The sequence below is a fragment of the Aneurinibacillus soli genome (assembly GCF_002355375.1).
Classification (GTDB): Bacteria; Bacillota; Bacilli; order Aneurinibacillales; family Aneurinibacillaceae; genus Aneurinibacillus; species Aneurinibacillus soli.
In genome coordinates this window covers 2912721-2925491 of the sequence record NZ_AP017312.1, presented here as the reverse complement: position 1 = coordinate 2925491, position 12771 = coordinate 2912721, and the positions used below count along the sequence as shown (strand labels likewise).

Here is a 12771-nt window from a genome sequence, read left to right as displayed (position 1 = left end):
AGAAATAGGTGGAGGGTGGGGGAGTATGCAAGCCAATCAAATTAATGCCATTTTGTCCGGGACACGTAGCGTCCTGGAAAATCATCTAGGAATGCAAGTTAACGCCGGTAAACCGACATTACAGGTGAATCCTGTATTATCCGGGCAAGTATCTGTTATTGTCGGTGTAACAGGTTCCATTAAAGCAGAGCTAATCATGGGGATGTCAACTGCTACGGTTTGCGCCATTATTGGTAAAATGTATGGTGGTATGGAAATTGTTGAGATTGATGATATGGGCTGGAGTGCCTTTTCTGAATTTGGAAACTGGGTGGGAGCCGCTTGCTGTACCGAGCTTACAAACAGCGGGTACACGGATGTAAACATTACTCCACCGATTATTAATGAGGGAGAAAGCCGATTCCGTTCTGTCAACAAGTTTATTAGCATCCCGTTTGGCATTGATAATGAGTATGAAATCATGGTTCATATCAGCACGCCGCAGTAAGGGCTCCAAGCAGGATCCCCCCATTCCCCTATTTCGCTGGATATGGAAGTCGTATATACGAACGGCTCTTATTCCGCTTGTGCTGGTGGAATTGCTTTTTGTGGGGCTGTATTTTTTATCGGGTATATGGACGAAAGAGCAGACCATTATACATAGCAAGAAAAATGCAGATGAAGAGCTACAGCGGATTGCCCATCGTGAGGCAAACCGAATGGAACAACAGCTTTCTGGCATTGAATCACTCGGAGATGTGCTGCATCGGCAGATCGAGTATAGGCTGGCGGAGCCAGCCCCTTCTCTGTCTGCTGATGACGCCTCTCGTCTTGTGCAGCAACCAAATGGATCGTATTATACTGTGAGGGACCGCGCTGATGGCGGTGGGGTAGCAGTTTTTTATAGTGGACACACGCCTGTTACCGACACCGGGAAACAAAAAGTGGCGCAGCTTTTACAGCTACAGCCGCTTTTTAAGCATGTTCAGAAGTCGCAACCGATGCTTACCTGGGTATACTACACAGACCATGATTCATTAGCGGTTTTATATCCATATCTGGATGTAAGAAAGCGATTTCAATATGGGATGGACTTTACCTCGCATAGCTTTTATTATGAAGCAGACCAGAAGCACAATCCACAGCGGCATGTACGCTGGACCAATACGTATCTCGATCTGGCTGGGAAGGGTTGGATGACATCTTGTCTGTTTCCTGTATATTACAGAGATAGGCTAGAAGGGGTTGTAGGTCTGGACGTAACGCTGAATACGATTTCTCGCTATGTACTGAATCTTGACATTCCATGGGATGGATATGGAATGCTTCTTGGGCGTGATGGTGCAGTATTGGCTCTCTCAGACAGAGGGGTCAAGGACTGGGAGAAAGCTGGAACCTCGGCGCCATCCTACAGTTTTTTACAGGATCATCCTGATTTTCCTGTTGTACGTAAGCTTGTGCAGGCGGAGAAAAGTGGCATTACCCATGTAGATATCAATGGGAAAAACCGACTCTTAGCCTGGGAAACGATCCCTGGTACAGGCTGGCGCTTACTTATTTATACGCCTGAGCAAAGTATATACATGGAAGCAAATCGCCTCGGTTCTGAGCTGATGCAGGTAGGAATGTGGATGTTAGCTGGCCTTTTCGTGTTTTATGTCGGATTTTTCATTCGGCAGTATTATCAGGCTGGTCAGATGAGTAGTCGTTTGTTGCATCCTCTTACACGAATGAATGATATGGTACGGCGTATCGGACAGGGAAAATATAGGCAGGAGTCTGCTGGATCAGAGATTGCGGAGTTGCATGATGCGGAACAGTTGATTGCCGGAATGGGGGAGCGCCTCGGTGAAGCACGGCACGAACTCGAGGAACGCGAGCAGGATTTGCAGGCACTTTTGCAATCGATTGACGATATTATCTTTGAGATTGATGAAGACGGTGTGTATGTGAACGTATGGACGCACTGGATGAAGTATGAGGAGATTATCGGCAAGAAACTGACGGATCGGATTGGAGAAGAGCCGGGTCGGGTGATGCAGGAAGCTGTGCTACGTGTGCTGACTAGTGGACAGCCTGAAGTGCTCGAACAGGAACTTACGGTTCCATGGGGGCGACGCTGGTTCCAAACACGAATTGCGCCCGTGTTTAACCGAACCGGGATGAAACGGACGGTATCAGCGCTTGTGCGTGATATTACCGAGAAGAAGCAGATGGAGCAGTTGCTGATTCTGGCGCGGGAAGAAGCCGAGAAAGCAAGCCTTGCTAAATCCCAGTTTTTATCGAGTATGAGTCATGAGTTGCGCACGCCGATGAATGCAATTCTCGGATTCGCTCAGCTATTGGAATATCATCCGCATGAAACCCTTACATCGTCGCAGCAGCAAAGTGTAGAAGAGATTTTGAAAGCAGGAAATCATCTGCTTGATTTAATTGATGATGTACTGGATCTGGCGCGGATTGAAGCTGGTAAAACATCCATCATGCTTGAGCCCGTAGACGTTGACTTACTTCTGCAGGAATGTACAGCACTGATCGCGCCGTTGGCTGATCGGCGAAGCATCACTTGTACGATTCGGTACGAGCTTTCGCCCGAACTGGCTGTTGTGATGGCTGACCGGATTCGGCTTAAGCAGATTTTACTGAATTTATTGTCAAATGCGGTGAAATACAATCAGGACGGTGGCTTGATTACGGTAAGTGTGGAAGAACCGCAGCCGGACTGGGTACGCATTACGGTATCGGATACCGGGTGTGGCATTACCGATGTGCAGAAGTCGGTGATTTTTGAATCATTTCAGCGTGGGGAGCAGGAAGGGATTGAAGGGACAGGGATCGGACTGACGATCGCTCGTCAGCTGGCTCGCTTGATGAATGGGGACGTACAGGTTCGTAGTACGCCAGGAGTGGGAAGTGACTTCTGGATTGATCTGTGCCGCTGTGAAAGCGTGTCATTGAAGCATGTGAATGCCAACGAAGCAAAACTGCCAAGAAATCGTAGCCATGTACATCTGCCACTGCGTAAGGTGCTATATATTGAAGACAATTCGGCTAATCTTATGCTCATATCCCGTGTGCTTAGTCGCTACCCGGACGTAGAAGTGCTCTGTGCCTCAGATGCGGAACTTGGCATGGAATTAGCACAGGTGCATGAACCACATGTAATTCTACTCGATCTGCATTTGCCTGGGATGAACGGATACGAAGCGCTTCGTCGTCTTCGTGCATATCCGAATACGAAACATATTCCAGTCGTGGCGATTAGTGCGCATGCTATGCCACGGGAAGTCGCTCGGGGAAAAGCGGCAGGATTTGCGGAATACATAACAAAGCCGCTGCATCTCCCTGATTTCCTAACCACGATGGAGAAGTTACTTGGAATCGAAACGAAACAGTAAACATACCAACAGGATGAGAAGCCTCCTGTTGGTATGTTTTTATAGTTATAAAATACTGCGTAGTAAAATCGGAAGAACGGTTTTCTTTTGAGTTTACAAGATCAGTTATGTATAATCGTAAGGTAATGCATCACATTTTGTATGGAGGTTAGTATGACACACGAAACAAAAAATAATTCCGCTTCTTCCGTGGACTTAAAATCCGCTCCGAAGAAGGAGAAAGATTACAGTAAATATTTTTCAGGAACAGCACCGAGCCTGAAAGACGCGAAGAAGCGTACGAAGAATGGCATTGAATACAACGAGTTCGAAGGGATTCCCGAAGAGTTGCAGGAGTTAGGAAAAGGTCGTACGTACCTGATCCGCACGTATGGCTGTCAAGCGAACGAGCATGACACCGAAACGATTATTGGTCTGTTTCAGGCAATGAACTTCACAGAGACCGAGGAGGAAGCAGAAGCAGACGTGATTTTGTTCAATACGTGTGCGGTACGCGAAGGTGCGGAAGACAAAGTGTTTGGCGAGATCGGTCGGCTAAAAGCACTGAAGAAGGAGAAGCCGGAGCTGATCCTGGGCGTTTGTGGCTGTATGTCGCAGGAAGAAGCCGTTGTCAATCGGATTCTCAAAAGCTATCCGCATGTAGACTTGATTTTTGGCACGCATAACATCCACCGCCTGCCGGTTCTGCTTCGTGATGCGTTCTTCAATAAAGAAATGGTCATTGAAGTATGGTCCAAAGAGGGAGACGTCGTGGAAAACATGCCGAAAGTGCGTAAAGAAGGGCTGCGGGCGTGGGTGAACATCATGTACGGCTGTGACAAGTTCTGTACGTACTGTATCGTGCCATATACACGCGGCAAAGAGCGCAGCCGCCGTCCAGAAGACGTGCTTGCAGAAGTACGCGATCTAGCACGCCAGGGCTATAAAGAAATTTTTCTGCTTGGGCAGAACGTCAACGCATACGGTAAGGATTTCACGGATATCGAATATGGCTTCGGTGACTTAATGGATGATGTACGTAAGATTGATGTGCCGCGCGTTCGTTTTACGACAAGTCATCCGCGTGATTTTGATGACCATCTGATTGAAGTACTGGCGAAAAAGGGCAACCTGATGGAGTACATCCACTTACCAATGCAGTCTGGCAGCACGGAAGTTCTTAAGCGGATGGCTCGTAAATATACGCGCGAGCAGTATATGGAGCTCGTACGCAAAATTAAAGCGGCGATTCCAGATGCCGTGCTTACTACAGATATTATTGTCGGTTTCCCAGGTGAAACGGAGGAACAATTCCAGGAAACGATGTCTCTTGTTGAGGAAGTCGGCTTCCATTCTGCGTATACGTTCATTTATTCGCCACGCTCCGGAACACCAGCAGCTGGTATGGAGGATAATGTGCCGGAAGCGGAGAAGAAGGATCGTCTGCAGCGTCTCATTAGTCTGGTAAACCGTCTTGGACGTGAGCAAAATGAAAACCTGCGCGGTCAGGTAGTGGAAGTGCTCGTAGAAGGTGAGAGCAAGAACAACCCGGATGTGCTCATGGGGCGCACACGGACTAACAAAATTGTTCATTTTACTGCACCAAAAGAGATGATTGGTCAATTGATTCATGTGACGATTACAGAGCCGCAGACATGGATACTTTACGGAGAAGTTACCGCAAAAGCAGAGGTGTAAGGCTAATGGAAGAGAATAAGGAACATACACTTGATTATGATTCGATTCTCGGGCAGGCACGCGACCTGGCAGGACTGATTGCCGACTCAGAAGAAGTGGAACGCTTCAAGCAGGCGGAGAAAAAAATTAATGCGAATGAAACGGTACAGAGGCTGATTGCAGAAATTAAACAGAAGCAGAAGCGAATTGTAACGCTTGAGCATAACCGCAAGGACGATCAGATTCCGGCACTTGAACAGGAGATTGATGCGTTGCAGGATGAGTTAGATCAGATTCCGATTGTGGTGGAATTCAGACAGTCACAGGCTGATATTAATGAGCTGTTGCAGATGGTAACAAGTGCGATTGCAAGTAAAGTTTCAGAGCACATTATTGTCTCTACAGGCGGCGACCCGTTATACAATGAAATCGGATATTCGAAGGTGGTTCCCCACCTGGAATGAACGGTTCATACAGTGGGATAGAATAGTAGACATAGTTGTAACATGAGAGTGAGGACAAAATCCTCGCTCTTTTTTATTGGGAAGAAAGAGATAAAATTGTGAAACTGTGCGATCAACTGATTGCTGATGTGGATAAACTGGAGAAAGTTGTCGCTGATGCGAAGCAAACAGGTGTGAATCGGGCGCATGCCCATTTTCTCCGCTTTCACCCACGGCGTATGCCCTGCATACTTATGGATTATCAGTCAAGGCGCTGATTTGGGGGCTTCATAATGTGGGCGGTCTGATAGACAAAGAGGGCTGCACCCGTGATGAACGCCCTGCATACACATGTAGGGAAATGCTGTATGGAGGAGGTAACAGCCACATGTCGAGTACAAATAAAGAAGTGCAGTGCCGGGAAATTATTACGAAAGCGGTTTGTGGCCGCGGTCGTAAGTTTTCCGAAGCCACTCACACCGTTACCCCATCCCACAAAGCAGTCACGATTCTGGGTGCCTGGGTGATTAATCACACATATCGGGCGAACAAAATCGGAGAAACTGTCGAGGTAAGCGGATCGTATGAAGTCAACATCTGGTATTCTTACAACAACAACACAGATGTGAAGGGAGGTTAATTGTATACCGTGTATAGAAGTGGAAGTCTGTCCGAAGTGATGGCAGGCTTCTTTTTATTTTTGGCACATTATGTGCATTGTACATAAGCAAGCATAAAATGCTTGGGATGCAGACATCCTAGCAAATATAAAGGAGGCAGGGTAAGGATGACAGAAGATAAGTGCATTTCTTGCGGTAATGAGTTGGTTAGCTGGGAGAGAAACCGTGCGGAGTGTACAAACTGCCGCGAGATCATGGTAGAAACGTATCATGACGACTCCTTTCATACAGAAGATGGAGACAATCTGTTCATTCAGGAATGAATAATAGAAGGAGGAAAGCCAGGCTGTATGTGCCTGGCTTTCTCTTGTATGCAGAACTGAATAATGTTGTGCACAAACACATAAAAGAGGAGAGCTGGTGAATTGATGAGTTTGCGACGGAAACTATTCCTGCTGTCTGCATCGCTCATTATTTTTGTAGTAGGAATGAGCGCGTTTTTTTCATACCGCAGTGTGAGTAGAGCAGTGGAGCAGACGGTGGCGGAATACAGCAGCCGGATGGCTGAGAATACAGCAAAATATGTGGACACAGCAGCGTATAAGAAGTTTCTCGCACAGCCGGTCGAAGACGAGACGTACTGGAAATTACGTCGTGAGTTGAATGATATACGTGAAAAAACAGGGGCTTTGTACATTACGACGGTTGAAGTGCGGAATAATCAGGTGCGTATTTTGTTGGACGGACAGCCGAAGAATTCGAATATTGCATCCCCGATTGGTGAGTCGACAGACGCGCTTAGTACTGAGCAGGTGGCGGCTGTGATGCGGGGAGAGACGCTGCGTATGCACCTAGTGCATGATGAGAAATATGGAGATTATTTACCTGCAGTAGCACCGGTTAGAGATAAAGCGGGCCAGGTGATTGGCGTGTTAGAAATGGATATGAGTGCTTCATTTGTGAATGAGCTTGTTCAGGGCATAATTATGGAAAATATCCCGACCTTTGTGCTGACAAGTGTAGTGCTTGTGCTCATATCGACGGCACTGTTTTCCTGGCTGGTCCGCCGAAGCTTGCGCCCGTTACAGGACGTGACAGAAACCGCTGAGAAAATTGCGGCGGGTGATTTTTCCACGCCAATGAAACCAAATGTGACGGTATCAGCTAGTCAGCGAGATGAAGTGGGCAGGCTGGCACACTCTTTTCAGGTGATGGAGGCTACATTGGCTGAGTTTCTACGCGATGTCAAAACGAGTGTGGACGGAGTAGCAGCAGACGCGGAGCGATTATCTGCTGCTACTGAACAATCGGAAGCAAACTCTGTGCAAGTCGCGCATACGATTCAGGAAGTAGCGGACGGAAGTATGCAGCAGAACGAACGGGCACGTGACATTGTTCGAATGATGAAGCACGCACGCGATGTGGTCGGCACGGGCAAAAAGCAGGTAGAGCAGAATAGTCACCGGACACAGCAGGCAGCAAGCATCTCCCGGCAGGGTCATCAGGCCATTCGGCATGCAGTGGAACATATGCCGGCGATTTCAAACTCTGTTGGGCAGGCATGCGAAACGATGGATCGGCTTACCGAGCGATCTTCGCAAATTGGTGATATGGTAACGGTCATTACGAGCATTGCTAGCCAGACGAACTTGCTAGCGCTGAATGCGGCGATTGAAGCGGCACGCGCGGGGAAACATGGGCGAGGGTTTGCTGTGGTAGCCGATGAAGTACGGATGCTTGCGGAGCAGTCAAATGGAGCAGCTCGGCAAATCACCGAGCTTGTGCGGGTGATTCTGTCGGAGATGGATCATACGGTTTTATCCATGCGGGCCAGTGAGCAGGCCGTTGCGGAACAGATCGAGCTTTTGCATGAAGGTGGGCATGCGCTCGATGCGATGGCAGCCTGCATGAAAGACAAAGAAGAAGATTCACGCGGGATGGCGCAGTCATTTAGTGAGATTGAGTTGACCGTAGAGAATGTGCTTGCGCATATCGAGGAGATTACAGAGATTCTAGAAGAGGCGGCGTCGGCTGCACAGGAGGTAGTCGCGGTCGCACAAGAACAGTCGGCAACTGTACAGGAGATTGCGGCAAATGCTGAAGACATGGCGCAAATCTCGCAGCATTTGCGAGGGGAGTTAGGGAAATTTACTTTTAATTAAACCTACCATTAAGTGAGTACAAGATATGTGCTTTTAATCTGCTTCATATATATACTAGCGGGTGATGAAGATGATCCGCATTTTGCAGGTGGAGCATGGGGATGAGCCGATTGTCGTGTACTTTAGGGAGCAGATTCAGCTTTTTTATGAAGAGAAATTCGGAAGTGATGTAGAGGTGGTTTTCGGTGAAAATGTAGATAAAGTCATGGAGAGGATAGACGAGGGGGAGAACACATAAGAACGATCTAAGGACAGAGGCTGTCCCAAAAGCCAGAGCATGGCGAACGGGATAGCCTTTTTGTGATATCGACAACGTGTGGTGGTGAGGGAGTGGGAGAAGGGAGGAGCCGTTCGCTTGAGTACGCTTGCAGGGAAGCGGTGACTGTCCGCTCCGGGAGCCTGGCGAACTCGCCCGCAAAGAAACATACTAAGATTAGTAGCACAGACCAAGGCCACGGTTTGTGCTACTATTTTTTTGTGGTAGAAGTGAAGAAACAGGCCGAGTGGGCTTCGGGATCTTGAATCCGTCAAAGAAACAGGCCAACTTCACTGCCCTTATTTGAATCAGCTTCAGTATGTTGGATCCATTGAGATCGTGTATAAGAAAAGGGAATCGATAAGGATGCGTGAAGGCTTCTACAACGAACATCAGGAGGAGAACAACCATGAAACATGTAGTCGCATTTGATGTAAGTATGGGAAAGAGCTATTGGGTGGTGTACAATGCCGACCGGCACTGTGAGTTTGAAGGAGAAATCCGGCATACCCGTTCCGATTTTGAAGGGTTGCATGCCTGCATGGAGAAGCTGATCGAGCAAGATGGGGAACAACCGTCCATTGTTTTCGAAGCTACGGGCGTATACTCCAGACAACTGGAACGCTTTATGCAAGATCATCAGTACACCTATTGCCTGTTAAACCCGCTTGAAGCCAAACTGCAGTCCGCTTCTATGCGGATGCATAAAACGGATCGAAGTGACGCTCATCGGCTGGCGTTGACTCATTTCACGGTCTCTCGAAGAGAAAAAGAAGTACCCAATGACTTCTTCCAGCAGCTAAAGTCTCTCTCTCGGTTTTACCAAGAATTAGACGGAGAACTTTCTACTCTTCGCAATCGGATGCATAAAGTCATTCAACTGACCTTTTCCGAACTGGAAACGATCTTTACAAGCCGATCGGAGCTCTGTTTACATGTCATTCAGTTATTTCCACATCCCGATCTCGTGAACGGTCTTTCCAAAACCGTAATCAGAAACCGGATTCTCAAGAGTACCGACAAAAAGTTATCGGCAGGTACCGCTGAGAAGAAAGCCATCCAGTTGCTTGAAGCCGCACAGAACTCGTATCCGGCGGTTTCCGCAACCGATGTTCTTTGTGACCAGCTACGCATCTATGTCAAACGTTATTTGGAGATTCTTCGCCAACGAGAAGCTCTGATTCGGCAAATGGAGGAAATGAGCATGCATCGAGAGGACTATCAAGTTCTTCTCAGCTTTCCGGGCATTGGGGTAAATACAGCGGTGCGTTTACTCGCCGAAATCGGAGACATCCGCCGCTTCGACAATCCGAAACAGCTCAACGCCTTTGCAGGGATTGATATCCGACGGTTCCAGTCCGGTAAAACCTTTTTCCAGGATAAAATCAATAAGCGCGGAAACAAGCACCTGCGTAAACTGCTTTACCTTGTCATTCAGAATATGATTAAACAGCGTCGTTTCGGGAACAACCATCTCGTTGAGTACTATGACAAAGTAAAAACGCAACCTTATAACAAGTGTCATAAAGTTGCGTCGATCGCTTGTGTAAATAAGCTCTTGAAGTGCCTCTTCTACCTTATTACACACAATCAGCACTATGAGTACCAGTGTGCCACCAGATCATAATGCAATTTCTATCATACCATATACCAAATAAACCTAGCAAAAAATAAAAACACCCTAGGTTTATTTGGTATGTCAACATCCATACTTTCTGTGAAACCTGTTATTTTCTCTCCGCTTCCTCCCCCTGTTACTTACAAAATAATCACTCAAAATCATTATGATTCACTTGACTAATCGTAAGAAAAGCCCACGATGTTGATTCACCGAAGGATTGCGGGCAAAGGCCCGTTCGCCGTTCTCCCTCCGCTGAGTAGACGCGTACAGGCGCTCTCTTGCTCATCCCTTCTCCCACTCCCCACACAACGTTTTGGTTTATCAAAACCCACTCGACACCAGAACGGATGTGTTCGATCTTGACTGGCTTTTTGGAAGCCTGTTTCCTTTATTTTTATCTGCGTAGCAAAGCTCAGCCTCTTGATTATACTTGAGGGATTTCATCCAAATTGTGTGTCAGGAGCGGGATCGGGCGGGGCAACGGAACGCCTGTACGCGACTCCTCAGCGGAAGGGGCCAGGCGAACGGGCTTTTGCCCACAATGCTTCGATGAAAATTCATCGCAGGCACCTTTTGTGGGCGAGTTCGTCTGGCCCCTGGAGCGGACAGTCCCAACTTCTTCGTAAGCGTACCAAAGTGACGAGGCCCCGCCCGATCCCGCTCCTTCACAATACGTTGGGGAAAATCTACACCAAAAGGCTGTACATAAATACGTACAACCCACTTGTGCATACACATAGTACCGGATGAATCATCGTACAGCATGTGAGTCGGAGGGATGTATGGATGATACCGGTTGCGATTTATGCCAGGGTTTCTACGGACCAGCAAGGAGATTCGATCGACCACCAGATTTCGCTGATGAAAGATTACATGCACCGCATGTTTTCTGAAGAGTATGCAGCAGCCGACGACTTGCTGTATGTCGATGAAGGCTACAGCGGTTACTATACGACCATCCTGGAGCGCCCGGCAATGAAACGTCTGCTTGAGGATGCACGAGCAGGGAAATTCCGCGTTGTGCTGTTCAAAGAGATTACCCGGATGGGGCGGGATGAGGAAGAAAATTTGAAAATCGTCCGCATTCTCGAAGCGTCCGGGGTACGAATCAAGTCACACGATGGGTATGATTCTGAGCGACCGGAGTCAAAGCTATTGTTCAAGATTAGCAACTTTATGGCAGAAGTCGAATCCGAACGTATTAGCAGTCGGGTGTCTGCTGGCTTCCGAGAGAAGGCGCGCACTGGCAAATGGCCGTCAGCCCATGTCCCGTTCGGCTATCGGCGTGATCCAAACACGCAGCACCTTGTAATTGATGAATCGCAGGCAGAAGCGGTACGTCTCGCCTTTCATTCCTATGTGCATGACCGCCTCGGAACACCTGCCATTGCGGAACGGCTTAACGCGCATGGCTACCGGAGCACCCGGAATAATCGCTTCCAGCAGGCGACTGTCCGCAAAATGCTCAGCAATCCGGTGTATATGGGGGATGTCGTATACGGCGTGAAGCGAACAAAACTCGAACGTGTATACGATGATAATCAAAATCTCGTCAAAAAAAACCGGAAGTATATCGAAACTGGCAATCCAATTATCGTCCAGGAGGCGCATCCTGCGATAGTTGATCGGAGCCTGTTCAATCGCACCCAGGAGTTGTTGTGCGAACGCAGTACGAAAACAGGAATGCCATCTAACCGGGTAAAGTACCCACTTGCGGGTCTTCTATACTGTGCGCGGTGCGGTGCAGGAATGGTGACGATCCAATCAACAAAGCCAGGGCAGAAAAAGTACCGCTATCGCTATTATAAATGCGGTCAAAATCATAAATACGGCAGAGCGGTTTGTGTGCATGAGCCGATTCCGGCAGAAGAACTGGAGCAAGCGGTGTTTCGCTTATTGATGGACGAATTGGCTCGGGCTCAGGACTCACATCCCATTCATTCATATGCAAAGGCAAAAAGCGGGGAACTTGCACATAAATACACAGCGCTTGAGGAAGAACGGAAGAAGCTATTGAAAAAACAGATGAACATTATAGCTACAAGTGACCTGCTTGAACCGGATATGCTACGCGAGCTCCTCGCTGGACTTAAAGATCGGATTGATGCTGTTACGCAGCAGATGAAGAGGATACAAAAACAGATGATTGAAAGCGGACAGACAGAAAATCAGGTATACACGCTTGGAGAGGTGCTCGCCTTTCGACATGCCCTTGTAGGAACGGAAAGTCATCAAACGCTGCGAGTCTTCTTCCATCGACTTGTAAAAAGAGTAGAAGTGTATGACCGGAACACCGTAACGCATCTTTGCTTGCGGTTCAGTTATTAAAATGGGCTGTGTTAAATGTTACGATTGATATTTTGATAAAAGATAGGGAACCCCCTGCTTATAAAGGATTTCCCTATCTTCCTAATCTAACGCCCCTGTTAGTTGTATACGCTACATGAAATAAATTATTTTTCTCTTCCTTTTTTCTTGTTCTCTCATCTACTGAAATGGAATCATAAAATCGATATTTCAAATAATCGTCATTTAAATATTGGGATAAATAATCGTCGTATTCATTTATGAATTGATCAAGGGAAGGAAGCTGACTGTTATCGTAGGTTAGAGCATATATTTTATCAACTTTATCA

The 12771-nt window shown here is 47.6% G+C and carries 12 protein-coding genes; 11 read left to right on the top strand and 1 reads right to left on the bottom strand.

The features are described 5' to 3' along the window. Positions 1-25: 25 nt before the first annotated feature. The 10 genes from CB4_RS14735 (at position 26) to CB4_RS14705 (ending at position 10141) form a co-directional block, all read left to right on the top strand. Positions 26-487: a chemotaxis protein CheX gene (locus CB4_RS14735; protein ID WP_096466516.1), complete on the top strand. Its 462-nt coding sequence runs from the start codon at positions 26-28 to the stop codon at positions 485-487. Then, on the top strand, positions 453-3377 hold the full coding sequence (locus CB4_RS14730) for an ATP-binding protein (protein WP_172890887.1): 2925 nt from the start codon (positions 453-455) through the stop codon (positions 3375-3377). Before CB4_RS14735 ends, CB4_RS14730 begins: the two co-directional genes overlap by 35 nt. Positions 3378-3530: 153 nt before the next feature. Beyond that, complete coding sequence (gene miaB, locus CB4_RS14725) at positions 3531-5054, top strand: tRNA (N6-isopentenyl adenosine(37)-C2)-methylthiotransferase MiaB (protein ID WP_096466514.1); 1524 nt, start codon at positions 3531-3533, stop codon at positions 5052-5054. A gap of 5 nt (positions 5055-5059) precedes the next feature. After that, positions 5060-5497 (top strand): YlbF/YmcA family competence regulator, encoded by a 438-nt coding sequence (locus CB4_RS14720; RefSeq protein ID WP_096466513.1) that lies wholly within the window; start codon positions 5060-5062, stop codon positions 5495-5497. Between the two features lie 98 nt (positions 5498-5595). Next, complete coding sequence (locus tag CB4_RS21105) at positions 5596-5754, top strand: hypothetical protein (RefSeq protein WP_157737997.1); 159 nt, start codon at positions 5596-5598, stop codon at positions 5752-5754. Between the two features lie 110 nt (positions 5755-5864). Next, positions 5865-6116: an outer spore coat protein CotE gene (cotE, locus tag CB4_RS14715; protein ID WP_096466512.1), complete on the top strand. Its 252-nt coding sequence runs from the start codon at positions 5865-5867 to the stop codon at positions 6114-6116. A gap of 147 nt (positions 6117-6263) precedes the next feature. After that, the gene (locus CB4_RS21100) at positions 6264-6419 is read left to right on the top strand and encodes a hypothetical protein (protein ID WP_157737996.1); all 156 of its coding nucleotides are present in this window, start codon (positions 6264-6266) and stop codon (positions 6417-6419) included. Positions 6420-6524: 105 nt separating this feature from the next. Beyond that, positions 6525-8258 carry a methyl-accepting chemotaxis protein gene (locus tag CB4_RS14710; protein ID WP_096466511.1) on the top strand — a complete coding sequence of 578 codons (1734 nt, stop codon included), beginning with the start codon at positions 6525-6527 and terminating at the stop codon, positions 8256-8258. Positions 8259-8328: 70 nt separating this feature from the next. After that, entirely contained in the window at positions 8329-8496 is a 168-nt protein-coding gene (locus CB4_RS21095; RefSeq protein ID WP_157737995.1) for a hypothetical protein, read from the top strand. Between the two features lie 427 nt (positions 8497-8923). Beyond that, positions 8924-10141: an IS110 family RNA-guided transposase gene (locus CB4_RS14705; protein WP_096463496.1), complete on the top strand. Its 1218-nt coding sequence runs from the start codon at positions 8924-8926 to the stop codon at positions 10139-10141. A 450-nt stretch (positions 10142-10591) separates the two neighbouring features. Here the strand turns inward: CB4_RS14705 and CB4_RS21655 are convergent, their stop codons facing one another. Next, positions 10592-10867 carry a hypothetical protein gene (locus tag CB4_RS21655; protein WP_146226664.1) on the bottom strand — a complete coding sequence of 92 codons (276 nt, stop codon included), beginning with the start codon at positions 10865-10867 and terminating at the stop codon, positions 10592-10594. A 54-nt stretch (positions 10868-10921) separates the two neighbouring features. Between CB4_RS21655 and CB4_RS14700 the strand changes: the two genes are divergently transcribed. Continuing rightward, complete coding sequence (locus CB4_RS14700; protein WP_096466510.1) at positions 10922-12463, top strand: recombinase family protein; 1542 nt, start codon at positions 10922-10924, stop codon at positions 12461-12463. Positions 12464-12771 lie beyond the last annotated feature (308 nt).

Excerpts from the sequence above, each read along its gene's own strand:
- miaB (WP_096466514.1), top strand. The coding sequence starts at position 3,531 with ATGACACACGAAACAAAAAATAATTCCGCTTCTTCCGTGGACTTAAAA.
- CB4_RS21095 (WP_157737995.1), top strand. The coding sequence starts at position 8,329 with ATGATCCGCATTTTGCAGGTGGAGCATGGGGATGAGCCGATTGTCGTG.
- cotE (WP_096466512.1), top strand. The coding sequence starts at position 5,865 with ATGTCGAGTACAAATAAAGAAGTGCAGTGCCGGGAAATTATTACGAAA.
- CB4_RS14730 (WP_172890887.1), top strand. The coding sequence starts at position 453 with ATGAAATCATGGTTCATATCAGCACGCCGCAGTAAGGGCTCCAAGCAG.
- CB4_RS21655 (WP_146226664.1), bottom strand. The coding sequence starts at position 10,867 with ATGCACAAGTGGGTTGTACGTATTTATGTACAGCCTTTTGGTGTAGAT.
- CB4_RS14735 (WP_096466516.1), top strand. The coding sequence starts at position 26 with ATGCAAGCCAATCAAATTAATGCCATTTTGTCCGGGACACGTAGCGTC.
- CB4_RS14710 (WP_096466511.1), top strand. The coding sequence starts at position 6,525 with ATGAGTTTGCGACGGAAACTATTCCTGCTGTCTGCATCGCTCATTATT.
- CB4_RS14700 (WP_096466510.1), top strand. The coding sequence starts at position 10,922 with ATGATACCGGTTGCGATTTATGCCAGGGTTTCTACGGACCAGCAAGGA.
- CB4_RS14720 (WP_096466513.1), top strand. The coding sequence starts at position 5,060 with ATGGAAGAGAATAAGGAACATACACTTGATTATGATTCGATTCTCGGG.
- CB4_RS14705 (WP_096463496.1), top strand. The coding sequence starts at position 8,924 with ATGAAACATGTAGTCGCATTTGATGTAAGTATGGGAAAGAGCTATTGG.
- CB4_RS21100 (WP_157737996.1), top strand. The coding sequence starts at position 6,264 with ATGACAGAAGATAAGTGCATTTCTTGCGGTAATGAGTTGGTTAGCTGG.